Origin of the sequence: Longicatena caecimuris, assembly GCF_018406465.1 — a bacterium.
Classification (GTDB): domain Bacteria; phylum Bacillota_I; class Bacilli_A; order Erysipelotrichales; family Erysipelotrichaceae; genus Longicatena; species Longicatena caecimuris.
In genome coordinates this window covers 2,049,802-2,074,863 of sequence record NZ_AP024510.1, presented here as the reverse complement: position 1 = coordinate 2,074,863, position 25,062 = coordinate 2,049,802, and the positions used below count along the sequence as shown (strand labels likewise).

30 protein-coding genes and 1 tRNA gene are annotated in these 25,062 nt (G+C 41.6%); 26 read left to right on the top strand and 5 right to left on the bottom strand.

Features of this window, described 5'->3' with window-relative positions; all coding sequences use genetic code 11:
* The first annotated feature begins 72 nt into the window (after positions 1-72).
* The 15 genes from KJS44_RS09780 (at position 73) to vanX (ending at position 13,178) form a co-directional block, all read left to right on the top strand.
* A complete protein-coding gene (locus KJS44_RS09780; RefSeq protein WP_213540054.1) occupies positions 73-996 on the top strand; it encodes a DUF2268 domain-containing protein in 924 nt (307 codons plus the stop codon).
* Positions 986-1,750, top strand: a complete 765-nt coding sequence (locus tag KJS44_RS09775) for a MerR family transcriptional regulator (protein ID WP_213540053.1) — start codon at positions 986-988, stop codon at positions 1,748-1,750. The genes KJS44_RS09780 and KJS44_RS09775 overlap by 11 nt, the downstream gene beginning before the upstream one ends.
* 465 nt (positions 1,751-2,215) lie before the next feature.
* A complete protein-coding gene (locus KJS44_RS09770; protein ID WP_213540052.1) occupies positions 2,216-3,028 on the top strand; it encodes a MerR family transcriptional regulator in 813 nt (270 codons plus the stop codon).
* Between the two features lie 118 nt (positions 3,029-3,146).
* A complete protein-coding gene (tsaA, locus tag KJS44_RS09765) occupies positions 3,147-3,620 on the top strand; it encodes a tRNA (N6-threonylcarbamoyladenosine(37)-N6)-methyltransferase TrmO (protein ID WP_213540051.1) in 474 nt (157 codons plus the stop codon).
* Positions 3,621-3,631: 11 nt separating this feature from the next.
* A complete protein-coding gene (locus KJS44_RS09760; RefSeq protein ID WP_213540050.1) occupies positions 3,632-4,237 on the top strand; it encodes a GNAT family N-acetyltransferase in 606 nt (201 codons plus the stop codon).
* A gap of 178 nt (positions 4,238-4,415) precedes the next feature.
* A complete protein-coding gene (locus tag KJS44_RS09755) occupies positions 4,416-5,345 on the top strand; it encodes an AraC family transcriptional regulator (RefSeq protein ID WP_213540049.1) in 930 nt (309 codons plus the stop codon).
* Positions 5,346-5,359: 14 nt separating this feature from the next.
* Complete coding sequence (locus KJS44_RS09750; protein WP_213540048.1) at positions 5,360-5,788, top strand: DUF3788 domain-containing protein; 429 nt, start codon at positions 5,360-5,362, stop codon at positions 5,786-5,788.
* Between the two features lie 130 nt (positions 5,789-5,918).
* Positions 5,919-6,734 (top strand): AraC family transcriptional regulator, encoded by an 816-nt coding sequence (locus KJS44_RS09745; protein ID WP_213540047.1) that lies wholly within the window; start codon positions 5,919-5,921, stop codon positions 6,732-6,734.
* Positions 6,735-7,039: 305 nt separating this feature from the next.
* Positions 7,040-7,333, top strand: a complete 294-nt coding sequence (locus KJS44_RS09740; RefSeq protein WP_244976534.1) for a winged helix-turn-helix domain-containing protein — start codon at positions 7,040-7,042, stop codon at positions 7,331-7,333.
* A gap of 205 nt (positions 7,334-7,538) precedes the next feature.
* A complete protein-coding gene (gene vanR-D, locus KJS44_RS09735; RefSeq protein ID WP_213540046.1) occupies positions 7,539-8,237 on the top strand; it encodes a vancomycin resistance response regulator transcription factor VanR-D in 699 nt (232 codons plus the stop codon).
* Positions 8,227-9,372, top strand: coding sequence for a vancomycin resistance histidine kinase VanS (gene vanS, locus KJS44_RS09730; protein WP_213540045.1), 1,146 nt, complete (start codon positions 8,227-8,229; stop codon positions 9,370-9,372). Before vanR-D ends, vanS begins: the two co-directional genes overlap by 11 nt.
* Positions 9,373-9,439: 67 nt before the next feature.
* Positions 9,440-10,549: a transpeptidase-like D-Ala-D-Ala carboxypeptidase VanY-D gene (vanY-D, locus tag KJS44_RS09725; protein ID WP_404852196.1), complete on the top strand. Its 1,110-nt coding sequence runs from the start codon at positions 9,440-9,442 to the stop codon at positions 10,547-10,549.
* 19 nt (positions 10,550-10,568) lie between these two features.
* Positions 10,569-11,540, top strand: coding sequence for a D-lactate dehydrogenase VanH-D (gene vanH-D, locus KJS44_RS09720; protein WP_213540043.1), 972 nt, complete (start codon positions 10,569-10,571; stop codon positions 11,538-11,540).
* Positions 11,533-12,564, top strand: coding sequence for a D-alanine--(R)-lactate ligase VanD (gene vanD, locus KJS44_RS09715; RefSeq protein WP_213540042.1), 1,032 nt, complete (start codon positions 11,533-11,535; stop codon positions 12,562-12,564). Before vanH-D ends, vanD begins: the two co-directional genes overlap by 8 nt.
* A 5-nt stretch (positions 12,565-12,569) precedes the next feature.
* On the top strand, positions 12,570-13,178 hold the full coding sequence (vanX, locus tag KJS44_RS09710; RefSeq protein WP_213540041.1) for a D-Ala-D-Ala dipeptidase VanX: 609 nt from the start codon (positions 12,570-12,572) through the stop codon (positions 13,176-13,178).
* Between the two features lie 87 nt (positions 13,179-13,265).
* Here the strand turns inward: vanX and KJS44_RS09705 are convergent, their stop codons facing one another.
* From KJS44_RS09705 to KJS44_RS09690, 4 genes are read right to left on the bottom strand one after another with little or no spacing between them, the layout of a single operon-like run.
* On the bottom strand, positions 13,266-13,433 hold the full coding sequence (locus KJS44_RS09705; RefSeq protein WP_016220533.1) for a DUF6440 family protein: 168 nt from the start codon (positions 13,431-13,433) through the stop codon (positions 13,266-13,268).
* Positions 13,434-13,460: 27 nt separating this feature from the next.
* A complete protein-coding gene (locus tag KJS44_RS09700; RefSeq protein WP_213540040.1) occupies positions 13,461-14,108 on the bottom strand; it encodes an ABC-2 transporter permease in 648 nt (215 codons plus the stop codon).
* The gene (locus tag KJS44_RS09695) at positions 14,105-14,965 is read right to left on the bottom strand and encodes an ABC transporter ATP-binding protein (RefSeq protein ID WP_213540039.1); all 861 of its coding nucleotides are present in this window, start codon (positions 14,963-14,965) and stop codon (positions 14,105-14,107) included. Before KJS44_RS09695 ends, KJS44_RS09700 begins: the two co-directional genes overlap by 4 nt.
* A 2-nt stretch (positions 14,966-14,967) precedes the next feature.
* Positions 14,968-15,345, bottom strand: a complete 378-nt coding sequence (locus tag KJS44_RS09690) for a GntR family transcriptional regulator (protein WP_016220536.1) — start codon at positions 15,343-15,345, stop codon at positions 14,968-14,970.
* Between the two features lie 324 nt (positions 15,346-15,669).
* On the opposite strand from KJS44_RS09690, the gene KJS44_RS09685 reads away from it, so the two are divergent.
* The 10 genes from KJS44_RS09685 (at position 15,670) to KJS44_RS09645 (ending at position 23,493) form a co-directional block, all read left to right on the top strand.
* Positions 15,670-16,527, top strand: coding sequence for an alpha/beta hydrolase (locus KJS44_RS09685; protein WP_213540038.1), 858 nt, complete (start codon positions 15,670-15,672; stop codon positions 16,525-16,527).
* Between the two features lie 78 nt (positions 16,528-16,605).
* Positions 16,606-17,187: a TetR/AcrR family transcriptional regulator gene (locus KJS44_RS09680; protein WP_213540037.1), complete on the top strand. Its 582-nt coding sequence runs from the start codon at positions 16,606-16,608 to the stop codon at positions 17,185-17,187.
* A 103-nt stretch (positions 17,188-17,290) separates the two neighbouring features.
* Positions 17,291-18,136, top strand: coding sequence for an ABC transporter ATP-binding protein (locus tag KJS44_RS09675; protein WP_213540036.1), 846 nt, complete (start codon positions 17,291-17,293; stop codon positions 18,134-18,136).
* Positions 18,133-18,816 (top strand): fluoroquinolone export ABC transporter permease subunit, encoded by a 684-nt coding sequence (locus tag KJS44_RS09670; protein ID WP_213540035.1) that lies wholly within the window; start codon positions 18,133-18,135, stop codon positions 18,814-18,816. The genes KJS44_RS09675 and KJS44_RS09670 overlap by 4 nt, the downstream gene beginning before the upstream one ends.
* Positions 18,813-19,511: a hypothetical protein gene (locus KJS44_RS09665; protein ID WP_213540034.1), complete on the top strand. Its 699-nt coding sequence runs from the start codon at positions 18,813-18,815 to the stop codon at positions 19,509-19,511. Before KJS44_RS09670 ends, KJS44_RS09665 begins: the two co-directional genes overlap by 4 nt.
* A 15-nt stretch (positions 19,512-19,526) precedes the next feature.
* A complete protein-coding gene (locus KJS44_RS14670; RefSeq protein WP_257329151.1) occupies positions 19,527-19,658 on the top strand; it encodes a hypothetical protein in 132 nt (43 codons plus the stop codon).
* A 148-nt stretch (positions 19,659-19,806) separates the two neighbouring features.
* On the top strand, positions 19,807-20,250 hold the full coding sequence (locus tag KJS44_RS09660; protein WP_213540033.1) for a helix-turn-helix domain-containing protein: 444 nt from the start codon (positions 19,807-19,809) through the stop codon (positions 20,248-20,250).
* Positions 20,251-20,750: 500 nt separating this feature from the next.
* A complete protein-coding gene (locus KJS44_RS09655; protein WP_173892446.1) occupies positions 20,751-21,200 on the top strand; it encodes a sigma-70 family RNA polymerase sigma factor in 450 nt (149 codons plus the stop codon).
* A 680-nt stretch (positions 21,201-21,880) separates the two neighbouring features.
* Positions 21,881-22,087: a helix-turn-helix domain-containing protein gene (locus tag KJS44_RS09650; RefSeq protein ID WP_016220545.1), complete on the top strand. Its 207-nt coding sequence runs from the start codon at positions 21,881-21,883 to the stop codon at positions 22,085-22,087.
* A 20-nt stretch (positions 22,088-22,107) separates the two neighbouring features.
* Positions 22,108-23,493 (top strand): site-specific integrase, encoded by a 1,386-nt coding sequence (locus KJS44_RS09645; RefSeq protein ID WP_213540032.1) that lies wholly within the window; start codon positions 22,108-22,110, stop codon positions 23,491-23,493.
* Positions 23,494-23,687: 194 nt separating this feature from the next.
* Here KJS44_RS09645 and KJS44_RS09640 read toward each other — a convergent pair.
* Positions 23,688-23,764, bottom strand: a tRNA-Arg gene (locus KJS44_RS09640).
* Between the two features lie 82 nt (positions 23,765-23,846).
* Here KJS44_RS09640 and KJS44_RS09635 point away from each other — a divergent pair.
* Complete coding sequence (locus KJS44_RS09635) at positions 23,847-24,824, top strand: M20/M25/M40 family metallo-hydrolase (RefSeq protein ID WP_244976533.1); 978 nt, start codon at positions 23,847-23,849, stop codon at positions 24,822-24,824.
* Positions 24,825-25,062: the final 238 nt, after the last annotated feature.

Here is a 25,062-nt window from a genome sequence, read left to right as displayed (position 1 = left end):
AAAAACTATTGACTTTGACGTTCCGTCATACCGTAGAATGAGGTTACAAAATATTGAAAGGAAGTACAAAATATGAGCATCCTAAAAGTACAGGCCGTTCGTTCTGACGGTATCTACAGAAAAATCATGGAAGCGCCAGTTTCTAAAAAAAATGATATTTATCGCTATGAAATGATGAAGCCTTTTGAAAAGAAATGGGCCTGCTACAATGTGCCGATGAAGGCTGCACAACCGAATGGCTATGATGTTATTATGGCAAGTGGTATGTTAGGTTTTCTTCTGCCAGAAAAAATTGATGAAACATGGGCCCAAGGTATTACACTGTTAGACGATAACCAATTTTGGGATAACTGTCAAAAGTCTATCGAGCGGTCATTAAAGTGTTTTTCCGATGCTGGAATTGAATTTCCTGTGAAAGAATATCTATACACTGTTTTGCTGGCTGACCCCCAAAACCCTTATTCGATAATGAATGACAATTACTGTGGTGATGGTGGTATTCCCGGCTACATTTTTACATGGCTTGTTCCATCTGAACACACTAAGAGCAGACTTCCCGTAGCGTTGGCACATGAAACAAATCATAATGTCCGTTTCCAGTTTATAAAATGGCACAATGACATTACTCTTGCTGAAATGATGATAAGTGAGGGCCTTGCTGAAAACTTTGCTACTTACCTATATGGTGAGGAAAATGTAGGGCCGTGGGTAAGCAAGACAGATATGGAAACTTTGAACGGATATATCAAACCCATCATCCGGGAAGGGCTGGATGTACAAGGCTTAGATAACCTGACAGCATATCTATATGGTGATGAAATGGCTCAAATGCAAAATTATTTTCCTGTTGGTTTACCCTATTGTGCTGGATATGCTTGTGGCTATCATATGATAAAATACTATCTGAAAAAAACAGGAAAATCTATAATTGAAGCTACCATGACACCTGCTGATGAAATACTAAAAGAAGTGGAGGGATTTTGGAATGAATTCTAAAAAAATGATGATTCACGAGGTTGCAAAGCTGACCGGCATTACGATACGTGCTTTGCATTACTATGATGAAATCGGTCTGTTGGAACCTACCAAAGCAGATAAGACAAAATATCGTTTATATTCTGAAAATGATTTAGAGAAGTTACAACAAATTCTATTTTACCGTGAAGTGGGGTTTTCTCTAAAAGAGATCAAGGCATTATTATCAGCGCCCGTATATAATAAACGAGAAGCGTTAGAAAGACATTTAGATCTTCTAAATCTTAGAAAAAAGAAAATAGAGGGACTTATTTGCTTAGTCAACGATACTTTGGCCGGAAAGAGTGATTACTCTTTTACAGCATTTTCAAATGCAGAAATTTCTGCTCTACAAGAAAAATATAGGAATGAAGTTATCGAACGTTGGGGCAGCACCCATGAGTATCAAGAGTATTCTTCTTTTTTTTCAGCCAGAGCCGAAAAAGAGAGAAATCGGAAGTGGAATGATTTTTTAATATATTCCCAAAATGTCTTTGAACGATTGGCGGAATATAAGGCAGAAACACCTACTCTACCCGCCGTTCAATCTATTGTTGCAGAGTGGCAAGAGTATATTTCTGAAAACTTCTATCCCTGTTCGGATGATATGCTGATGTATCTAGGCGAACTCTATCAAACAGACGAACGGTTTGCCGAGTACATCAACAGATTTGCTACATGGAATGTTGCAGAGTTTTTTTTTGAAGCAATTAAAGTCTATTGCTGTAATCGCTAATAACCTATTGTATCTGCCCGGCGGCGGAAAAGAAAAACGTTGCTGAACAGCCCCTTTCCCCCGCTCATATTACATTTTACTGACGGCGGCTTTGAAAAATCAAGGCCGCCATGCCGTTTTTCTATTGCTATGATAAGGTTTTTCCCTTTTTCTATCTTCATGTATGAAGATTTCAGCGTTACAACGGAACGCGCAGCCATCACCGCAGGTGATGATCTCTGGGGTTTGGGGATATGTCACCAACAAGCATTTTGGCAGGAATACCGGAAACGGATTCCTGCCAAAATACGCAATCTTACGGAAGATTGCATTGCTTGCCATTTTGTGGTGACTAGGAAAAAGTTCTCATACCATGAACAGCATTGATAGACTAAACGAAAGACGGTACAATAAGGATGCAGCAAGTAACATATAAAGCTGTAATGAGATAAAAGTACAAATATAATTAGAGTAGGTGGTGAAACGATGTTTCGGATAGGAGAATTTTCAAAGCTGACGCAGGTATCTATTCGTATGCTCCGCTATTATGACGAGGTGGGCATTCTGAAGCCAGCAGAGGTTGATAAATGGACGGGACACCGGCTGTATTCGGTGGAGCAAATACTGCGTCTGAATAAAATCCTGTATTTGCGGGATAGTGGGCTGAATGTTTCAGAAATCGCGCTTGCCCTGACGCTGGACGAGCAATCACTTCTTGCGCAGCTTGACAAAAAGCACATAGAGATAGAAGATGCAATACAGGCCGAACGAGAAAAACTGCGGAAGATTGAACTTGCAAAAAGTGAAATACAGGGTGGCAAAGGAGAACTGCATTATAACATCTCCGTTAAGTCGATCCCTGCGTATCAGGTGCTATCCTTGCGGAAAGTTGTACCAACCTACTATTCCGAGGGCGACTTATGGAAAGAACTTTCTGCTTTTACAGATGCGCAAAAAATAGAAATAACGAGCAATACATTTTCCATTTATCACGATACAGAATTTCGGGAGACAGATGTTGATATTGAGTTATGTGCTCCGGTAAAGAAAATGGGAACGGCAAAAGAACCATTTTGTTTCCGCATGACAGAACCAGTCCCACATATGGCTTGTACAATGGTCTATGGAGATTTTGCAAATATAAAAGGAGCCTACCTTGCCTTTGCCGAATGGCTGCAGAAAAACAGCAAATACAAAATGTCTAACCCGATGCGTCAGATCGTACATAGAGGCCCGTGGAATGAGAATGACCCTGAAAAATATCTGATCGAACTTCAAATACCGCTGGAACACATATGATTGTGCAGGCTTTGAAATGTCCTGCTAAAAATACAGGGCATTTTTTATTTTTCCCTGTTGCATCTCACATGATGTGAGGTATTATACTGGATTTACCAACAAAGCAAGGAGGAAAAATATGACCTATCAATTAAAAGCCATTGGCAAAGTAAAAAATGATGAAACCGGCACATTTATTCAGTTAGAGCCGGAGTACATTCCCGGACTGCAAGCCTTAGAGGGCTTCAGCCATATCAATGTTCTTTGGTGGTTCAGTGATTGTGACAACGATGCAGACCGGAATGAATTACAGACAGAACAGCCCTATAGAGGCTCACCCGAAGTCATGGGTGTATTTGCGACACGATCTCCTGCACGTCCGAACCCTATCGCATTAACGGCGTCCGAAATTATCGATATTGATTTCATCAACGGCATGATTCGCATTACATTTATTGACGCAAACGACAATACGCCCGTACTCGACATCAAGCCCTACACACCGAGTTTTGACAGGGTTGAAACGCCCGGTGTTCCCGCATGGTGCAGCGGATGGCCGAAAAGCACAGAAGCGTCCGGCTGTTTCGATTGGGGACAGGTGTTCAACTTTTAAGGGGGCGGCTTATGAAATTACAGGATTTTGTTCAGGATAAACCTGTTCTTGAAACGGAGCAGCTTATCCTGCGCCCCTTGCGAAAAGAAGATGTTGCGGATTTGAAAGAATGGCTGGGCGACAGCTCCATTTATCAGTATTGGGGCAAACGCCCCGGAAAAAGCGACTTAAATCCGGAATTACTTTTCCAAAAACCAGAAAAACCTACGAAAAGTTTTCATTGGGGTGTTGTCTACAAACAGGATCATAAAGTTATTGGTGATATGTGGGTATATCTCATTGAGAATGACCGCATGGCAAAAGTGGCATTTCGTCTTTCACCTGCCTATCAAGGGAACCGGTTTATGACAGAAGCGCTGGCGAGAGTAGCTATCTTCTGCTTTGAAGAAACGGAACTACAACGTTTATGGGCTGATGTTCACACGCAAAATATGGCATCGTATAAAACATTGGAAAAAGCAGGCTTCAAGCGTGAGGGACTAATCCGTGAGGGTAAAATGGTAAACACATACTGCGATTACTATTTGTACGGTATGATTAAAGCTGATTATATTGAAATCACCGATAAGGGGCTACCCCCTTACGAGCACTGTGAACGCTTTTTCCGAAAAAACTAAATCCATATAGCCCCAATCTGCTGAACGACGGCAAAAGAAAAAAGCTGTCGTTCAGCAGCCCTTATTCCATGTCTCTATTTTACAAAGTGCATTTTCTTAATCAAAAAGCGCATTGCGTGAAAAGCCTGGCAAAAAATAAAATGATATAATTTGAACATCAAATATAGGAGGTGCCGCAATGCACGCATATGAAGCGATCGAACAATCCTTGACTTTTATCGAGGAACACCTGACAAAAGAAATTTCAACGGAAGAACTGGCAAATACTGTCGGCCTGTCCCCCTTTTATTTTCAGCGCTTATTCAGGCGGCTGGTAAATAAACCGGTTCAGGAATATGTGAAGCTCCGCCGTTTGGCAAAGGTTATTGAAAATCTGAAAAGTACCGAACAGAGGATTCTTGACGCTGCCTTGGACTATGGTTTTTCAAGCCATGCGAATTTTACACGAGCTTTCAAGGAAACGTATGGGATTACGCCTGAAAACTACAGAAGGGATTTACCAATGCTCAATACATTCGACAAGCCGGAAGTTTCTATGAATTACGTTTTGGTAGACGAAGGGGTTCCGCTAGTGGTAGGAAATATTGTCTTGGAGATTCAGAGAAAGACATTGGAAAAACCGGAAATTTATTTCGGACTGGAAACGGAAGTTCGCATTTCTGAACAAATCCCAGTTGGAGAAAGCACAGGTGTAGATGTGCCAGGGCAGCTTTGGAAGCGCTACCACATGGAGAAGGCTTCAATCGTAGCCAATCTAAATACTAATGTAGAAATGGGAATGTCCCATGCGAAAGGTACTGCACAACCCCTTTTCACTTATTTTGCAGGCGGTCTTGTTCAAAATATTCCGGACCGGCTGCAGGATGGTTTTGTTAAGAGAGAACTCTCGGCAGGAGAATACATCGTTTGCAGAGTCGAAGCAGAAAATTTTGAGGATTTGGTGACGGTAGCTTTGGATCAGGCCAGCAAGTACCTTTTTGGTACATGGTTGCAGCACCACAGCCTGACCACAGAGCCCTTCTCTGCAGAGAAGTATTACAGAGATGCGGAGGACATGGCCTACATGGAAATTTGGGTTAAACCCCTGCCGCTGAAAAATAAAAGCTAAGGAGGAAAATAAGAATGGATTGGAATTTGCTCTATTCAAATGTAACGCCGCCTACGTGGGAGCAGGTCACAGAATATATCGGCAGTCCGTTATGGGCGGAGTTTAATGAGCGTATCCAGTCCGCCTACCAGATCAAGCCCTGCATGGAACACAGCCGCTGTTCCATGCAGGCTGGCTGGAATATTAAGTATAAAAAAGGTGGAAAGTCTCTTTGTACGCTCTATCCGATGCAAGGCTATTTTATCGCTCTCGTGGTTGTAGGAAGTCGTGAACTTACGGAGGCAGAGCTTCTTATGCCGCTATGTTCCGACTATGTGCAGACGGTATTCAAAAACACGAAAACCGGAAATGGACAGAAGTGGTTGATGCTGGATGTAAAGGATAGAGAAATTATGGATGATGTATTTAGCCTCATCAATCTCAGAAAGCGCATACAGTCATAACAGGAAATGGAAACATAATATTCGACAAGCCCTGATAAAGATAGCAACATTATGCAAGAAAACGAGATGCGCATAAACTATAATGATATTATCGGGACAACTTTGTGGAGGTAGCTTATGGAGGTGACTTATGGATAACGCTGGCAGTAGAATTGTTTTTGACGAAAAACTTAATATAGAGGTATTAACACTGACAGGAATGATAGAAAACTTACCTCCGCATTTTCATGATTACTATGAATTGGGCTATATAGAAAGCGGAAGCCGACGGGTAATATGTCAAGGCAAGGAGTATACAATAGGGAAAAATGATCTGCTCCTTTTTAACCCGAATGACAATCATACCTGCTTAGAATTGGAAAAAGAACTGTTGGATTTTAGATGTTTTCACATCACTACCGAACGCATGGAAGAATTGGCATTGGAATGTATAGGATATGCTATATGCCCGTATTTTGATCCGCAGATTGTTCACCAGAGCGACCTTATTCCGCAAATCAAAGAGTTGATTGATTTAATTGAAAATGGATCGTATTGTGATCTGCAAAAGGAAGAGCTGCTTTATATGATTATCGGTGATTTGGTTGCAGATTATGCTCAACCATTGAAATGCGGACAAAAGGAAATTTCGGATGGTGTAGAACGTGCTTGCGAGTATATTGAAAGGCACTATGCCACAAACATTTCTTTATGCGATTTGAGTTCCTTTACCGGTTTTAGCAAGTACCACTTTATACGTATGTTTACGAGAGAAAAGGGTATATCCCCCTATCGTTTTATTGAATGTATTAAAATGACAGAAGCCAAAAAAATGCTGAAGGACGGAGAAGATTTATCAAACATAACCTATCAGCTCGGCTTTAGCAGCCAAAGCCATTTCAATAATTTTTTCAAAAAATATGCCAGAGTGACTCCGAAACAATATAGCAAACTTTATAACGATTAAAATGAGCTTTTTGCATAGAACGCTGGAATACAACAGGAATATTAGTTGATGGTAAAAGAATAAATACCCACACTACGGAAAGGGGGCGGCGACATGGGAAATTAGCTGTATTTGATATATCTGAACCGGGCGGTAGAATTGCGGAAAAGCTGCTTGTTCTGTTAAACGCCCGTCAGCGTCGGGAATTAGTAAACTATCTTCTTGATTCCGAAAAACAACAGAATAATCTGGCTGACAGCCCATGTGCCATTCCCGAAACTTATAAGGTGCAGACAGTCATTGATGAACCGTTCACAGAGATTCAAATGAACAATTTATATTTCTGCCAGGAACAACGGCTTGTATGTATTGGCGAGCAGGTAATTGAATTAACCGCTAAGGAATTTGACATCCTTGCTTTGTTGATCACACACCCGAAGCGGGTATTTACTTATGAGCTGATTATGGAATTGGTCTGGAATGAGGATTATTCCTATTACTCCCGCAAGGCAGTCAATAATCATATAAGTAATCTGCGGAAGAAATTGAAAATTACGCCGGATTCCCCGGACTACATCAAAAGCGTTGTTGGCGTTGGATATAAATTTGAAGTGCCGTAATTTAAACTATGAAATCAGACGGCAGTTGAATGTGTTTAAGGTGTGGCTGCCGTAGCTATCTGCTTCGCTTTATGTAGGTAATCGTCAAGATTAGAAATAAGCTCCCTTGACGATTATCTGTAATTATGCTACCATCGGCTGATAATGTGACAGCATTTTTGCACATAATAAAGATATATTGATCGAAGCAGTAAGGAGTAATGCAATGAATGAAAAAATTTTAGTGGTTGATGATGAAAAAGAGTTGGCCGATTTAGTGGAAGTCTATCTGAAAAACGATGGATATACCGTTTATAAATTTTATAACGGCACGGATGCGTTAAAGTGTATTGAGTCCACCCCTCTGGATTTAGCCATATTGGATATTATGCTCCCGGATATTGATGGCTTTCAAATTTGCCAGAAAATCCGGGAGAAATTTTATTTTCCTGTGATTATGCTGACGGCAAAAGTTGAAGATGGGGATAAAATCATGGGGCTCTCCGTTGCAGATGATTATATTACCAAACCCTTCAATCCTCTGGAAGTGGTTGCCAGAGTAAAAGCGCAGTTAAGACAGTACATGAGATACAGGCAACCATCACTCAAACAGGAGGATGAACGCAGCGAATACGATATAAGAGGAATGACGATCAGCAAGATCAGCCATAAATGTATCTTGTTTGGAAAAGAGCTCGGGCTGACGCCAACGGAGTTCTCTATTCTCTGGTATCTGTGTGAAAACCAGGGTAAGGTTGTTTCAACAGAAGAATTATTTGAAGCGGTATGGGGCGAAAAATACATTGATAACAATAATACCGTTATGGCCCATATCGGACGTCTCAGAGAGAAAATGAACGAACGGGCCAGAAATCCGAAATTCATAAAAACTGTGTGGGGAGTGGGATATACCATTGAAAAATAAAAAGAAAACAAATTATGAAGATGATTATTTGCTTTTCAAAAACAGATTATCCATCAAAATGCTGCTCATGATGGTTTGTTCCCTTCTGATTATAGCGGTTGTTTATCTGTTTATTTTAAAAGGAAATTTTGCAAATGTCGTAGTAGGCTTTTTAGAACGCTTTGTCTACTATGACCGCGACGAGGCTGTGTCTGTCTATCTTAGAACCTTCAAGAGATATGAGATATGGCTTTTCCTGTTGGCGGTTCTGGGTGTGTTTTTTGTGATTTTTCGCATGTTTGTGGGCAATGTTTCAAAATACTTTCAGGAGATCAACCGTGGAATTGATTCCCTGGTGAATGAAGATGCCCAGGATATTGCCCTTCCGGCAGAACTTGCCTCAACAGAAAGAAAGATAAATTCCATACGGCATACCCTGACGAAAAGAAAATCGGACGCCGAGCTTGCAGAGCAAAGGAAAAATGACCTTGTTATGTATCTGGCCCATGACTTAAAAACCCCTCTTTCATCGGTGATCGGATATTTGACCCTGTTAAGGGACGAAGGCCAGATTTCCGATGAACTTAGGGAACGGTATCTAACCATATCATTGGATAAGGCAGAGCGCCTTGAAGATTTGATTAACGAATTTTTTGAGATTACACGGTTCAATCTTTCCAGTATTACGCTTGTATACGGCAAAATCAATCTGACGAGGATGCTCGAACAGTTGGCATATGAGTTTAAGCCGATGCTGGCCGGGAAAGACCTCAAGCTGGAATTTGAAATGCAGCCGGATATTTTTGTTTCGTGTGATGCAAACAAGATGCAGCGTGTATTTGATAACCTGTTGCGAAACGCTGTCAGCTATTGTAATGCAGATACAAGCATTAAGATAATTACAGAGCAAATAGAAGATCAAGTGCTGATTAAAGTCGTAAATGAGGGAAATACAATCCCGCAGGAACGATTAGAAAGAATATTTGAGCAATTCTACCGCCTGGATGTATCACGAAGTTCAACCACTGGCGGAGCCGGCCTGGGACTAGCCATTGCAAAGGAGATTGTTGAACTTCATCACGGGCAGATTACCGCCCACAGTACGGACGGCTTTACCTGCTTTGAGGTATCATTGCCGCTCGTAGGAAAATCGTAAGAAATTCCGCTAAAAATCATATATTATCCGCAAAGGAAAGCGAAAACATAAATCGCTCCATTCTGATATGCTATATATCGGGTGGAGCGATTTTTTTACTTCCAGAAAGGAGTTTGGGATAACGATGGAATATCAGAACAATAACGGAAACTACGATAACAGGAACCGGAGGAAATCAAAAAAGAAAAAAGGGGGTTATTACAGAGCTGTATGTATCGTGCTCTGTTTACTCATAGCCGTTACAGCATTCGGAATTGTGAATCTGATAAGGAGCGGCAAAGAAACCCCTATCCCCAGCAAAAAGGTTACTCAAAATAATGAGGCTTATTCTCTTGGGGATAGCGGACAAAACAAGACGGTTTCCCCGTCCCTTGACTTAAGCAATTCTCTTTCCGTAGACATCACGGCGGCAAATGCTATTGTAATCAATGCTGATACCAATGAGACATTGTATCAGAAAAGCGGAACAGACAAAATTGCGCCGGCCAGCACAGCTAAGATGATTACAGCATTGACAGTGCTGGACTATTGTTCCCCGGACGATGAAATGAGGGTAGGCGCGGAAATTGAAATGATGTCTGGTGATTCGTCAAGGGCATGGCTTATGCAGGGCGATACCCTGACCGTCAGACAGCTCTTAATTGCCCTTATGCTTCCCTCCGGCAATGACGCAGCTTATACGCTCGCGGTGAATACCGGAAAGAAAATTGCCGGAGATAACGGCTTGTCAGATGCGCAGTCCATTGATGTGTTCATGGATAAAGTAAATGAGAAGGCCAAGACGCTTGGGGCTGAAAGCTCAAACTTTGTAGTCCCGGACGGATATGACGCCGATGGGCAGTATACTACGGCCTACGATCTCGCGGTTATTGCAAAGGCATGTTTGGATGACCCTTGTATTTCGGAGATCGTGGCAAGCTATTCGTCTTATGAAAGATGGCCGAATGGCCGGGAAGTCACTTACAACAATACAAATGAACTTCTCAATCCAAACAGCCAGTATTATCGGCCAGAAGTGATCGGCCTAAAAACGGGAACCAGCAGTCTCGGCGGCGCCTGTATCGTTTCTGCTGCTGTCATTAACGGGAACACCTATATCTGTGCAGTCATGGGCTCCACTGAGAACGACAGATTCCAGGACAGCATTGATATTATCGACGCAATTAAAAACCAATAGAATACTAAGGAGGGAACCAATGAAGAAAAAGATTGATATTACTGTTTTTGGATGTGAGCCGGACGAAGCAGCGGTTTTCCATAAACTTTCCCGTGAATTTGGCGTTACGGTCTCACTCATAGGAGAAGCCGTATCGGAAAACAATGCAAAATTAGCGGAAGGATGCCAGTGTGTCAGTATAAGCCACAAAGCGGAACTATCAGAACCTCTCCTTCTTGCGCTGAAAAGTGCCGGCGTAAAATATATCTGCACCCGGAGTATCGGTTTCAACCATATTGATATACAGGCAGCCGGGCAAATGGGAATGACCATCGGCACGGTTGCATACTCACCAGGGAGCGTCGCCGACTATGCCATTATGCTGATGCTTATGCTGATGCGTGGAACAAAATCCGTAATACACAGAACAGAAAAACAGGATTATTGCCTGAATAACCTTCGCGGGAAGGAACTGCGGGATATGACGGTTGGCGTGTTAGGGGCAGGACGGATCGGACAGGCAGTGATGGAACGCCTGAAGGGATTTGGCTGTAGGGTGCTGGCATATGACCGCAATCGTAAGGCAGGAGCAGACTATGTTCCGTTTCGTGAACTGCTGCAAAGAAGCGACATCATTACGCTTCATGTCCCACTGGCAGAAGATACTTTCCATATGATTGGCCGTGAGCAATTAGAAATGATGAAGAAAGAGGCGCTTCTTATCAATACAGCGCGGGGCGCTTTAGTGGACACCGAGGCATTGGTAGACGCGCTGGCAGATGGGAGAATTGGAGGCGCCGCCTTAGATGTACTGGAAGGCGAAGAAGGGGTTTTTTATTATGACTGCACGCACAAGGCGTTAGAACATCCCTTTTTATCGGCCCTACAAAGGATGCCAAATGTAATTGTTACGCCGCATACTGCCTACCATACGGAACGGGTGTTGGTTGACACAGTGAGCAATACGATTCGGAATTGTCTGAATTTTGAAAGGAGTCTTGGAAATGTATAAGATAAACGTTGCGGTCCTGTTTGGGGGCTGCTCAGAGGAACATACTGTCTCGATAAAATCTGCAATAGAGCTTGCCGCAAACATAGATACGGGAAAATATCAGCCTTTTTATATTGGGATCACAAAATCCGGCGTTTGGAAACTGTGCGAAAAGCCCTGCCTGGATTGGGAACGATATGCAAAATATCCGGTCGTCTTTTCGCCGGGAAGAAATACGCATGGCCTGCTGATACAAAAAGATGATGGATATGAAATACAGCCTGTGGATGTAGTATTTCCAATGATTCATGGCAAATTTGGGGAAGATGGATCAATACAGGGGCTGCTCGAACTGTCGGGTATTCCTTATGTTGGCTGTGATATTCAAAGTTCCGTGATTTGCATGGACAAATCGCTTGCTTATACCGTTGTAAAAAATGCAGGTATCGAAGCCCCCAATTTCCAGCTCATCCAGGACGGCGGCAGCCCGGAAACAGAGAAGTTTAGTTTTCCCCTTTTTGTGAAACCTGCACGCTCTGGTTCTTCCTTTGGCGTAAACAAGGTAGATAAAGCGGAGGATTTATGTGCAGCGATAAATGAAGCAAAGCAATATGACAGAAAAGTATTGATCGAGCAGGCGGTTTCCGGGAGTGAGGTCGGCTGCGCCGTATTGGGAAATGGTACTGACTTAATTGTTGGCGAGGTCGATCAGATCAGCCTGAAACACGGATTCTTTAAGATTCACCAGGAAGCACAGCCAGAAAAGGGGTCTGAAAATGCAACGATCAAAGTTCCGGCTGACCTTCCGACAAAGGTAAGGGAACAGATTCAGGAAACAGCTAAGAAGATTTATCAGACACTTGGGTGCAGAGGCTTGGCCCGCATTGACCTGTTTTTGCGGGAGGACGGGCAAATTGTCCTCAATGAAGTGAATACCATGCCTGGTTTTACTTCGTATAGCCGCTATCCCCGCATGATGACTGCGGCAGGCTTTACCCTTTCGGAACTCATTGACCGTTTGATTGAACTGGCTCTCAGGAGGTAAACACGATGGAAAAGAATTTTGTTTTTTTAGATGAAATGCTGCCCGGTGTCCGTTGGGACGCCAAATATGCCACATGGGATAATTTCACTGGTAAACCGGTGGACGGATATACGGTAAACCGTATTGTGGGAACGAAAGAGTTGGGAGCTGCTTTACGCAAAGCTCAAAAACTTGCCAGAAAACAAGGATATGGTCTACTCTTATGGGACGGTTATCGCCCTCAGTGTGCCGTAGATTGTTTTCTACACTGGGCGTCACTCCCGGAGAACAATCTGACGAAAAAGCGGTATTACCCAAATATAAAGAGGAATGAGATGGTTACAAAGGGATATGTGGCTTCACAGTCCAGCCACAGCCGCGGAGGTGCAGTTGATCTCACGATTTTTTATTTAGATACTGGTATGCTTGTTCCTATGGGCGGTGACTTTGATTTTATGGATGAACGGTCCCATCATACTGCAAGCGGTCTGACAGAAGCGGAATCAAGAAACCGGGAATGTCTGTGTCATATTATGGAAAGCAGCGGATTTGAAGCCTATTGTAACGAATGGTGGCATTATGTTCTGGCAGATGAACCGTACCCAAATACATATTTCAATTTTTGCATTTCATGACTAACTGAACTGGTATACTGATGATATTCGTCATTTCCAAACGAAAAGCGGAGAGTGATTTTCTCTCCGCTTTTCGTTTCGATTACTTTATTTTGTCACGAGGGGCTTTCCGTCTTTGTCAACTAATGGGCAAATACCCCCGCCCGTTCCAAACTTTGCGACAAGGTAATTAACACCGGTTTCTTTATCTACTACCACATAAAAGCCCTTAACGCTTCCCTCGGTTTCTGTAATTTCAAATCTCTTGCTTTCCATAAAAAATGCCTCCTGTATAGGTTAAAATCAAAGTTCCTGTCTTGAAAAGATATGATAACTGATTTGGTACATTACATAGCACCACGCCAATGCAAGGAGCGGAGAACAGCACAGAAGGATAAACACAAGCTGGTCTGTCAATTCAACTCCCAGTATGGTAAGAAGCTGGTATATCCCAAAACAAATCCCTGCCGGAATGAGGAATGATACTAACAGCAGCACACGGCCTTTTTCGGCTCCGAATTTGAACACAAGAGGCATTGACATACTTCCAAAGATCAGGGAGATCACCCATGCTGCCAAAGCCAAAAATAACAGCTCTCCAATTCCCGCGAAGTCAAAAGTGATTTTTCTCATAGCAAATCCACTGATGGAACCAATCACCAGACCAAACAGGCTGCCGACAGCACAAAAGATTGCTAATACAACAAATTTCCCAACCACTAACTCCTTCTTTGAAACAGGCATTATCATGGCATATCGCGTCCATTTGGAATTGTCATCAAAAGAAAAGGTTGTTACGATCATCATGCTGCACAAAATTGCACATACAAATATATATCCCTCTACGCCGGAAAATGGGATAAGCGCAACGGCAAAAACCGCGAGAATGAACAGCATGGATTTCGCATTGTGGCCGATATTGAATAAATCTTTCAAAATAAGGCTTTTCATCTGGCTTGCTCTCCTTTCACATACAGCAGCAGAATATCGTCGATTATTGCGTCGTCCACTACTGCATTTTTATATTTTCTTCTGGCTTTTCCTTTATCTGCTACAAGCACATTCCATTGGTAATCATCTTTTCGGTATGCCAAAATCTCATCTTTATCGAGCTGATCGAACATTGCAGCTCCACAACGGATAATACCATAGTGGTAACGAAGTTCGTCTTTTGTTTTACAAAAAAGCACTTTACCCTGATGGATAAAAGTAATGTAATCTGCAACCTTCTCTAAATCGGTTGTGATATGGGACGACATCAAAATGGAGTGGTTTTCGTCCTGCACAAAATCAAGAAATACGTCAAGAATATCATCCCGCATCACAGGGTCAAGACCGCTGGTAGCTTCATCTAAAATCAGCAGCTTTGGCTTATGGGAAAGCGCAACGGCTATACACAATTTCATTTTCATTCCTTTGGAGAGTGTTTTAATCTCTTTATCTGATGGAAGCTGAAAGCGATTCAGAAAATCCTGATATAAATATTCGTCCCACTGTTTATAGGCGGCACTTGAGATTTTTCCGACTTTGGCAGGAGTCAAAGTGTCATAAAAATTGATGCCGTCGAAAACAACACCTATATCCTCTTTAAGCTGACTTGATGAGGATAATTCCTGTCCCCAAAAAGTAACTGTACCATCGTCTTTATGGATAAGGTCAAGAATTGCATTGATCGTTGTACTTTTTCCGGCTCCATTTTCGCCAATAAGCCCCATGATAGTTCCTTTGGGAACAGAGAACGAAACATGGTCTAACATAAAACCGGCGTACTGTTTTGTCAGATTTTCAACCTGTAAAATAGCGTCCATAGTCACTCCTCCTCTTGATAAAAAAGCGATAAAAGCTCAATCAGTTTTTTCAACGATATACCGCTTGTTCGTCCAATATCAGCGGCTTCCTGTAAATGTTCCTCTGCTAATCGCTGCTGTTCCTCTTGATAAAAGTCCTTATTCTGTGCCGATACAAAACTTCCTCTGCCGATAGTTGTTTCAATAAATCCGTCCCTTTGTAAATCCTCATACGCTTTTTGAACGGTAATCACGCTTACATGGATAGATTTTGCCAACGCCCGCATAGAGGGAATAGGGTCGCCTGTTTGTAATTCTCCGCTCATAATCAGGGCTTTTATCTGTGAAGTTATCTGCTCATATATCGGCTTGCTCGTATTGCTGCTTATGATAATTTCCACAATGTCCCTCCTATGTCCATAATTGTACTTATCGTACAAGTACATTATATTCATTTAAAACGGGTTTGTCAAGAGGAGGGGCTGTGTATATATAGAAGATAGTAAATCTCCTTACATCGTTGTCCGTGGTTCGGCGAGGCTCACAAAATACCATGAGTGGGCATTTTGCTGCGGATATGGATTGCACAGTGAGTACACAATCCCACCGTGAGGATTCGATATTCTCACAGCAATATGGTATGTATTTATAGCTATTGACTTTCTGCTTGCAATAAGCTATAATATGACTATAAAATCAAATCAGTTATATAGGTGGTATTGTGTATGTATAAAGAAGTTGGCATTTCTTCAAATAATGTTCCGATAACACTTTCTATTTGGTATACAGAAAGAAGTAGTCCTACCATTGTTTTTTTGCCGGGTACTATGTCACACCCTCTCATGTATGAGAATTTTCTATGTGGATTGAGCGAAAGAGGGTTTAATATAATAGGTGTTCACTATCTTTCACACGGAAAAAGCCCTAAAATCAAAAAAAATTATATAATGGAAGATATGTTGCATAATGTATATGACGCAACAACTTACGGAATAGAAAATTTCGGTGAAAACATAGCTGTCATGGGTTCCAGTCAAGGCGGGATTTTAGCTGCAATGGCGGCGGGGAGGGACACAAGGTTAAAAGCCGTTTTTCCACATAATATCATGCTGACTACATTAAAAGAAACTATGAGCTTAACAAAATATCCCGCATGGTCGCACCGTTTTATGGGGCTGATACAGTGGGGCTTTCGTGTAGGTGGAAAATTGCTGCCTAACTACAAGGTTCCAGGAGACGCTTATTTAGACTATGACAGAGTATTTTATAGTGAACAGGCAAAACAAGATTGCTTAAATGACCCTATGCTTTTACCCTATTATCCTTTAAGATTTGTCGGCAGCTTATTTAATGCTGACTTATCGTGCTTGGAGAATGGGGCTATACAATGTCCTGTTATTTTAATTACTGCCAAAGGCGACCCGCTTTTTAGCTTTGATTATACCAACAAAGTATTTGATTTAATTCATGTACCGCAAAAGGAATTACTTGCTTTAGAGCTTAATCGTCACATGATTTTTAATGAGGACACGGACACTACAATAAACGCATTGGAACCTACATTGCATAAATATCTCGGATAGTATATTGATAATATGAGCAGTGAATGTTATACTTTTCATGACGATACTAACAATTTAGTCATAAGGGGGTTATAAAAATTGCCACGATTTACAGAACAAGAGAAAGAAATCATCAGCAATAAACTTTTGATAGAGGGAGAAAAGCTGTTTGCATTACACGGTTTGAAAAAAGTAACGGTTGATGATCTAGTGGCCGCCGTAAACATATCAAAGGGATCTTTCTATGCTTTTTATCCCAGTAAAGAACACCTATATATTGAAATCAATTTTCGCTTACAAAAAGAGTTATTTACAAGTATAGAAACAACCATTAAAAAGAAAAAGTATAAGAACCATAGAGATTTAGCAAAGGACGTTATCATGCTAAGTTTAACGGGGGTGATTACTTCGCCTATTCTTTCACAGATTGATTTATCTTTAATGGACTATCTGCAAAGAAAAATATCGTCAGATATTTTTGAAAATCATATGTACAGTGATATTCGTATATTGGAGATATTGGAAGATTTAGGGGTTGTATTTTTGGTTCCGCATACGGTAATTATAAAATCCCTGTATTCTGTTTTATCCTGTTTGGAACAATTCAAAGAGGACGAAGAACTGAATATGATACAAAATCTTTTAGTGAATGGTATTATTCAGCAAGTAGTAGCAGAGTAACAATTTTGTTTGGTTATTTGACAGGCAGGTAGCCAAACAAATTTTTAACAGTTTATATGACTATATATCTATAAACGTCATAAAGTTAAAGGAGGAATGAATAATGATTGATGTAAAAAAACTGTATTTTAGCTATACTGACAAACCGTTTGTGGAGAATGTAAGTTTCCATGTTGGGAAAGGAGAAATTTTCGGTTTTTTAGGACCCTCTGGTGCTGGAAAATCAACCATACAAAAAGTATTGACTGGGCTTAATACAAAATATAAAGGCAGCGTAAAAGTTGCAGGTATTGAAATAAAGGAACACACAAATCGGTTTTATGAAAATATCGGTGTGGACTTTGAATTTTCTACCTGCTATGAGAAATTTACGGCACGACAAAACCTCGCCTATTTTGCTTCACTATATGAAAAGCAGCCCCGGTCTATTGACGAATTATTGCATATGGTGGGCTTGGAAAATGACGGGAACAAAAAGGTTTCTGACTTTTCCAAAGGTATGCGTTCCCGCTTAAATTTTATCAAAGCGTTAATCCATGACCCCGATATATTATTCCTTGATGAACCAACAAGCGGTCTTGACCCTACAAATAATCGCTTGATGAAAGATATTATCCTTGCAGAGAAGAAGCGCGGAAAAACTATCATAATCACCACTCACAATATGTTTGACGCAACGGAGCTATGCGACTATGTGGCTTTTATTGTTGCGGGAAAAGTCAGCGCGTTAGACAGACCACATAATTTAATCATGTCAAGGGGTGCTGCAAAAATACAATATACCTATTATGACAACGGCGAAAAAACCGGGGAATGTCTGCTTGACAGAACCACAGAGGATAAAACGTTAAAGAGTTTAATTTCTGAAAACCGTCTGCTTTCTATACATAGTAGCGAACCTACATTAAATGACATTTTTGTTGATATTACGGGGAGGACACTACAATGAGATTAGGGCGTTTAATCCGTGGAGATATACATTTCCAATGGAAATATGGTTTCTACTTTATTTACTGTATCTTGACACTTCTGTATGTGTGCGCGATTGCTGCCTTGCCGGAGCATTGGAAAAAAGATATTGCAGCCATCATGATTTACTCTGACCCGGCAGCTATGGGCTTGTTTTTTATGGGGGCGATTGTACTTTTAGAAAAAAGTCAAAAGGTATTAAATGCTATGGTGGTATCACCTGTAAAGATGTCGGAATATATACTTTCAAAAACAATCGCACTGATTGCTATTTCCACAATTATTGCATTGATATTAGGATTAGTTTCCGGGAGCAATCATTTACTCGGTATCGCCGTTGGAACCGCCTTAACATCGGCAATCTTTACTATGCTCGGCATAATTGCAGCTACAAAAATTTCAAACTTGAACCAATTTCTCATTGTAATTATGCCGATAGAAATTGTTTGTTTTGTTCCACCTATTGTTGGTCTATTTGTGGAATTGCCAAAAATATTTTGCTTTTTCCCGTTTATATCCTGCATGAACCTTATAACCGGAACAAGCTCTTTACTATCATTTGATACGATACTTGTATTTTCTACGCTGATTATTCTCTATATGGTTGCGCGGCATACGGTTGAGCATATGTGGAGAAGTTTAGGGGGTGTAAAGCTATGAAAAAGATATTATCCAGTACCATACAGGTATTTAGGCAAATCAAGAGTGATCCTATGATGTTTGCAGCCTGTTTCACACCGTTTATTATGGGTGCCTTGATTAAGTTTGGTATTCCATTTCTTGAAAGAATAACAGAGTTTTCTTTGCAAGGGTACTATCCGATTTTTGATTTATTGCTTTCTATCATGGCTCCTGTATTGCTTTGTTTTGCATTTGCCATGATTACGTTAGAGGAAATCGATGATAAAGTATCGCGGTACTTTTCAATTACCCCTCTTGGTAAGGTGGGGTATCTCTTTACAAGGTTGGTAGTACCCGCAATTATTTCAGCGGTCATTGCTTTTATCGTACTGTTGCTTTTTTCATTAGAAAAGTTGTCCATTGGAATGACAATATGTTTGGCGCTTCTCGGCTCAGTACAGGCAATCATTGTTTCACTTATGATTATTACGTTATCAGGTAATAAATTAGAGGGTATGGCTGTAACAAAACTCTCTGCACTTACACTATTAGGTATTCCAGCTCCTTTTTTTGTAAAGGGTATGTTTCAATATGTAGTTGGTTTTCTACCCTCATTTTGGGTGGGAAAAGCAATACAGAACAATGGTTATATAAATTTGCTGATTGCTTTACTCGTTGCTTCTATATGGTTCTATGTATTGATAAGCAAGTTATTGAAAAAATTAGCTGGTTAGGAGGTGATATATAATATGGCTTGGTATTGGTGGCTGATACTGATTGGTGTTTTAATTGCTATTGGGCTTCTCAAAATTGTAATTATGAAAAAGTATAATGATAAGAAGAATTCAAACAATCGTTCAAAAGATAGTGAGGACAATTAAGGCTAACTTTTAAAAGGCAGTAAAATTTGGGTATTCGATTGAAACGACGAAATAAATGCCTATACTGGCGGAAGGGATGTGACGATATGGGAAATTAGCTGTATTTGATGTATCTGAACCGGGCAGCAGAATTGCGGAAAAGCTGCTCATGTTGTTAAGCGCCCGTCAGCGTCAGGAGTTAGTAAATTATCTTCTCGATTCTCAAAAGCAACAGAACAATCCGGCTGACAGCCCATGTGCCATTCCCGAAACTTATAAGGTGCAGACAGTCATTGATGAACCGTTTACAGAGATTCACATGGGTGATTTATACTTCTGCCAGGAACAACGGCTTGTATGTATTGGGGAGCAGGTAATCAAATTAACAGCTAAGGAATTTGACATCCTCGCTTTGTTAATTACTCACCCGAAGCGGGTATTTACTTATGAACTGATTATGGAATTGGTCTGGAACGAGGATTATTCCTACTACTCCCGCAAGGCAGTCAATAACCATGTGAGTAATCTGCGGAAGAAATTGAAAATCATACCTGGTTCCCCGGACTACATTAAAAGTGTTATTGGCATTGGTTACAAATTTGAAGTATTGTGATAAAGACCATGAGGCAATTTTATTTGTCTTGTGGTCTTTATCATAATATGGGGATCTTTTGTAAAATCCGTTCGAGACCGTGATTACCTTAAAACACACTTTATATAAGCCTTACCAGAACTATGATATTTCAAGGAAAAATATAGAATTTACCCCTATATAATTTCCCCAAAAGGAGGCTGATGAAGGATAGGCCTTCTGCGCTTCCTTTTCGGGGAGGGCTGATAAATGCTGCCAAAGGGGAATGTTCAACAGAAAGGTTATTTTGCATATAGAGCTTTATGCGCCGTAATCCATGTGGTGTGGATTGCGGCGTTTTTAAGTTTGACCGCATTTGAGGAAATACTTTATCATACATCTTCCTGCGCGCCCAATCTTTTATGGGCGCGCATTTCATATATAAGCGGCTGTTACAACAAGGGTTATCCGCGCTGCCGCTCCCCACCCTCTGATTTCGATTTTGCTTACCACCCTAAAAATCGAAATTGGAGGAATTACCCATGAAAGAAATCAATCTGCGGGATTACTACCCGTTTTATACACAGGACGTTATTGTTGAAGTGCCGGACGAGGTGGCTGATCTGCTCCGAGAGTATAAGCTGGCTGAAGCCGCCTATATCCTGCGTACATACCGTCATAAGGCATATTTTTCTCTTGATTATGATGCCAACGTGGAGCGTGATGCGCTGGTGATCGTCCTGACACCAGCCGAAATTCTTGAACAGAAGGAGGAAAATGCCCGACTGTATCAGGCGCTTGCTTCCCTACCGGAGAAACAACGAAACCGGATAGCCTCGCATTTCCTGCTCGGCATGAGCATATCGGAAATTGCAAAAAGCGAGGGTTCCGGCGTCAGCTCCGTGCATGAAGGAATCCAGCGCGGACTTCGGCGTTTGAAAAAAGTTTTAGAAAAAATGGATACAGACCCCGAAAATAATGCCCGAAAATGAAATGAATAATAGAGGGACATATTCGGCGGGACAAGCCTGATGGGTGTGGCCGTACAGCACATGCTCCGGCCCGCCCCGAATGTAAAAATGTCATAACTGCCACGCCCCTCGCTGTTCCTTGACAACCGAATATACGTTGCTGTAGGTACGTCATTCTGTGTTCCGAGCGGCAAATGGGGCGGCGCAAAGACAGGCAGCTAAGGAGGTGATGAATCCGGCTATCCGAGCGATCCACGCAACTCATTGACCCGGCTGTGGCAGGCCGGGCGCGACGACGGCACAGATCATAATGGTACTTTTTCACAATCCCTCACAGACTTGAAGGGAAGTCCCTGCGGTGTGCGCTTGCTCTGGCAAAGCGGCGGCATTTGTGGGGCTATGATGCGGTAAAGCTGGCCGCAGCCTATGGCAACCCCGCTTTGTGTAAACAGGGCTGCCGGGGGGCGTGGCAAATACGGCAAACAAAATCGAAATCAGATACAATGGGCCGGGTCTGTGGTTCTGGATGCCGCAGGCCCGACCTATTCATGTGGTTTTGATAATTCCACACACAAATTCAAACTATGGATAAATCGTAAATTTTTCAATTAGCAGCAGACAAATGGCAGGCGGCGCGGTAGAATAATGGTAGGAAGTCATATCCCGCACACTGTCTTTGTCGGATGCAGAAAGGAGGGAAAATGAGCCAGACAACAAACAGTGTGCAAAGAAATGTTCCCGAACAGAGGACTTACAAAGTGGAGGATATTGCTGCCATGCTGAATATTGGCCGCACTTCTGCTTATAGTCTGGTAAAAGAGGGTCATTTCAAAATTGTACGGGTTGGTAATGCCATACGAGTTTCCAAAAAATCATTTGACGAATGGTTAGACGCACAGACGTTCTAACTTAGAAAGGAAGATCGAATATGGCATCTATTATCAAACGTAAAAAATCTTATTCCGTTGTTTACAACTATGTTGATGAAAATGGAGAAACGAAACAGAAATGGGAAACTTGGCATACCCATAAAGAAGCCCTGAAACGGAAAGCAGAAGTTGAGAACCAGCAGAACAACGGCACATTTCTTCCTCCGAACAATCAAAAGGTATCGGATTTTCTGTATGACTTTGTTTCCACCTATGGAGAGAAAAAATGGGGCGTGTCTATGTATGACGGCCAAACAGCCCTGATTGCCAACTATATCAATCCGATTATCGGAGACATGGAGGTTCAGGACATTACTCCCCGCGTGGTGGACAAGTACATTCAGACCCTTCAAAAGACGCCTTCTGTTTCCAGGAAGAACCGGAAAGCCCGGACGGAATTTGTTACCAACCAGACCATTGAAAAGATTATCAAGCTGCTCCGCTGTGCTTTCAAGCAGGCGGTAAGATGGGAACTGATCGGGAAAAACCCTTTTGATAATGCGGTCCTTCCAAAGACCGAGTACAAAAAGCGGGACATCTGGGATGCGGAAACAATTCGTCTGGCGCTGGATCAGTGTACGGACAGTAAGCTGTATATCGCCATGAATCTTGCTTTTGCGTGTTCTCTGCGTATGGGAGAGATTCTTGGACTAACCTGGAAAAATGTTCACATTGAGGATGAAAATATTGCAGCGGACAATGCTTATATTTACATAGAGGCAGAGCTGACAAGGGCCTCCAAGCAGGCTATTGAAATGTTGGGGCAAAAAGATATTTATTATATTTTTACCCCGCTCATGCCGAATACCAGTACCCGCCTGATTCTGAAAAAGCCGAAAACAGATTCCAGTGTCCGTAAGGTATGGCTGCCTAAAACGGTTGCCTATATCCTCCGTGAATGGAAAAAGTCGCAGGAAGAATTAAAGGGATTTCTCGGTGACGAGTACCAGGATTTTGACCTGGTGGTTGCGTTGCCAAATGGCAGACCTTGCGAAAATCGGATTATCGAGAAAGAGTTTTCACTGTTGAAACAAAAGGCGGAGCTCCCTAACGTCGTCTTTCACTCTTTGAGACATTCCAGTACAACTTACAAGCTGAAACTCAACCACGGCGATCTGAAGGCCACACAGGGCGATACAGGACATGCAGAGATAGATATGATTACAAAGGTCTATGCTCACATTCTCGACGAGGACCGCAAGATCAATGCGCAGAAATTTGAGAGTGCCTTCTATGCGAATCCTGATTTGAGGAAGGTAACGCCTCCGCAAGAACAGCCTCAGGCACAGACTGTAGACCTTGCGGCATTGATCGAACAGCTTCAAAAATCACCGGAGCTTGCAAGTACGCTGGCGGCGCTGATTGCAGGCCAAAAAGCGGTCTGAAATCTCAAATTAGCAAAGAGGCAGTTTTTATTAGCAAGGCTCAGATTTTTGTTCGTTTCCAATTAGCAAAATATACACTGCAACTCATAAACATTCAACTACCCTCCAACCAAAGGAAGATGGTTTCGTCTAAGGATTATGGCTGAACAAAAAAGCTGTAAACCCTTGAAAACAAAGGCTTACAGCGTTGTTTCTGGCGTCCCAGAGAGGATTTGAACCTCCGACCCCACGCTTAGGAGGCGTGTGCTCTATCCAACTGAGCTACTGGGACTTATGCAAAAAATATGAACTTGTATTCCTAATTTAGACTCGAACCATCTACCGCTTAGGAGGAAGTAGGATTATTTGGTGCATTGGCATTAAAGAAAGAACAATTGCATGCAAATCGCATGATCAATTTAGATGATGGTGGGGAAACCGCAACCTGTATTTCATCGGCAGGAGGTATGAATGTAATCTTCACACGTCCAAATCTGCAAGTGCCTATGCAAGAAAAGGCATATCGTTTAGATGTAAAGGGGTTAAAAGGTGGCCATAGTGGCGGTGAAATTGATAAAGAACGTGGAAATGCCAATCGTTTATTAGCACGCATATTATATGCAGTAAATGCAAAATTTGATATGCAGTTGCATATGATGGATGGCGGTGACAAGGATAATGCAATTCCACGTGAAGCATCAGCTGTTTTCTTTAGTGATGCACCTTTTATAAAATTGGAAAAAACAGTCCAGGAAATGACTGCGTTAATAAAAAAGGAATTGGAATTTAGTGATGCGAATATGGAAGTCGCATTTTATGAAACATCAGCAAAAACAGCCATGTCCATTGAAGATAGTGAAAATTTATTAAAACTAATGCTTAGTGTGCCAGATGGTTTACATCATCACAGTATGAGCATTGAAGGATTAAGTACTGCCAGTAGTAATCTTGCAGTCATTCATTGCGATGAAGAAGTCATGTTAAATGTTTCCTTACGAGGGGCTTTGGAATCTTATGTGGATGATTTAGCAATCACTATGGATATTTTAGCAGAGGCTTTTGGTTTTGAAACAAAACATGAGGCACGCTATCCAGCTTGGAGCTATGATGAAAAAAGCGAATTGCGAGAAGTTATGAAACGTGTATGCAAGGATATTTATGGAAAAGAATTAACGCTGTTAGCCGTACATGGAGGTTTAGAATGCGGTGTGTTTAAAGCCTTAAATCCAAACATGGAAATCGTAACGATGGGACCGCTGATGGAAGATATTCATACACCACAAGAACGCTTAGATATGGATAGCTTTGATAGAACTTACATCTTTTTAAAGATTTTCCTGGAAAACTTATAAGCGCATCCGAAAATATGATCAGATCACATATGGTCTGATTTTTTTTATGGTATGAATGAGTGAATGCTATGCAAGGTAAGCTTGCTTACATGGGAAGATGCCGATATGTTTTTTTCATATGTTCGATGGTTAACCTTGTTATAAAGCTTTGTAAATGCAAATGTAGCTATGTGTTTAGCTTTCTACAGATGTTTTTGCTTTTTAGGTAGAACTTTCCTATGGTTAGGGATTCTTTCGG

Excerpts from the sequence above, each read along its gene's own strand:
- KJS44_RS09745 (WP_213540047.1), top strand. The coding sequence starts at position 5,919 with ATGGATAACGCTGGCAGTAGAATTGTTTTTGACGAAAAACTTAATATA.
- KJS44_RS09740 (WP_244976534.1), top strand. The coding sequence starts at position 7,040 with ATGAACAATTTATATTTCTGCCAGGAACAACGGCTTGTATGTATTGGC.
- KJS44_RS09685 (WP_213540038.1), top strand. The coding sequence starts at position 15,670 with ATGTATAAAGAAGTTGGCATTTCTTCAAATAATGTTCCGATAACACTT.
- vanD (WP_213540042.1), top strand. The coding sequence starts at position 11,533 with ATGTATAAGATAAACGTTGCGGTCCTGTTTGGGGGCTGCTCAGAGGAA.
- KJS44_RS09660 (WP_213540033.1), top strand. The coding sequence starts at position 19,807 with ATGTTGTTAAGCGCCCGTCAGCGTCAGGAGTTAGTAAATTATCTTCTC.
- vanY-D (WP_404852196.1), top strand. The coding sequence starts at position 9,440 with ATGCTATATATCGGGTGGAGCGATTTTTTTACTTCCAGAAAGGAGTTT.
- KJS44_RS09775 (WP_213540053.1), top strand. The coding sequence starts at position 986 with ATGAATTCTAAAAAAATGATGATTCACGAGGTTGCAAAGCTGACCGGC.
- KJS44_RS09645 (WP_213540032.1), top strand. The coding sequence starts at position 22,108 with ATGGCATCTATTATCAAACGTAAAAAATCTTATTCCGTTGTTTACAAC.
- KJS44_RS09695 (WP_213540039.1), bottom strand. The coding sequence starts at position 14,965 with ATGGACGCTATTTTACAGGTTGAAAATCTGACAAAACAGTACGCCGGT.
- KJS44_RS09650 (WP_016220545.1), top strand. The coding sequence starts at position 21,881 with ATGAGCCAGACAACAAACAGTGTGCAAAGAAATGTTCCCGAACAGAGG.
- KJS44_RS09670 (WP_213540035.1), top strand. The coding sequence starts at position 18,133 with ATGAGATTAGGGCGTTTAATCCGTGGAGATATACATTTCCAATGGAAA.
- KJS44_RS09755 (WP_213540049.1), top strand. The coding sequence starts at position 4,416 with ATGCACGCATATGAAGCGATCGAACAATCCTTGACTTTTATCGAGGAA.
- KJS44_RS14670 (WP_257329151.1), top strand. The coding sequence starts at position 19,527 with ATGGCTTGGTATTGGTGGCTGATACTGATTGGTGTTTTAATTGCTATT.
- tsaA (WP_213540051.1), top strand. The coding sequence starts at position 3,147 with ATGACCTATCAATTAAAAGCCATTGGCAAAGTAAAAAATGATGAAACC.
- KJS44_RS09770 (WP_213540052.1), top strand. The coding sequence starts at position 2,216 with ATGTTTCGGATAGGAGAATTTTCAAAGCTGACGCAGGTATCTATTCGT.
- vanX (WP_213540041.1), top strand. The coding sequence starts at position 12,570 with ATGGAAAAGAATTTTGTTTTTTTAGATGAAATGCTGCCCGGTGTCCGT.
- KJS44_RS09665 (WP_213540034.1), top strand. The coding sequence starts at position 18,813 with ATGAAAAAGATATTATCCAGTACCATACAGGTATTTAGGCAAATCAAG.
- KJS44_RS09750 (WP_213540048.1), top strand. The coding sequence starts at position 5,360 with ATGGATTGGAATTTGCTCTATTCAAATGTAACGCCGCCTACGTGGGAG.
- vanR-D (WP_213540046.1), top strand. The coding sequence starts at position 7,539 with ATGAATGAAAAAATTTTAGTGGTTGATGATGAAAAAGAGTTGGCCGAT.
- KJS44_RS09675 (WP_213540036.1), top strand. The coding sequence starts at position 17,291 with ATGATTGATGTAAAAAAACTGTATTTTAGCTATACTGACAAACCGTTT.
- KJS44_RS09705 (WP_016220533.1), bottom strand. The coding sequence starts at position 13,433 with ATGGAAAGCAAGAGATTTGAAATTACAGAAACCGAGGGAAGCGTTAAG.
- KJS44_RS09700 (WP_213540040.1), bottom strand. The coding sequence starts at position 14,108 with ATGAAAAGCCTTATTTTGAAAGATTTATTCAATATCGGCCACAATGCG.
- KJS44_RS09655 (WP_173892446.1), top strand. The coding sequence starts at position 20,751 with ATGAAAGAAATCAATCTGCGGGATTACTACCCGTTTTATACACAGGAC.
- KJS44_RS09780 (WP_213540054.1), top strand. The coding sequence starts at position 73 with ATGAGCATCCTAAAAGTACAGGCCGTTCGTTCTGACGGTATCTACAGA.
- vanH-D (WP_213540043.1), top strand. The coding sequence starts at position 10,569 with ATGAAGAAAAAGATTGATATTACTGTTTTTGGATGTGAGCCGGACGAA.
- KJS44_RS09760 (WP_213540050.1), top strand. The coding sequence starts at position 3,632 with ATGAAATTACAGGATTTTGTTCAGGATAAACCTGTTCTTGAAACGGAG.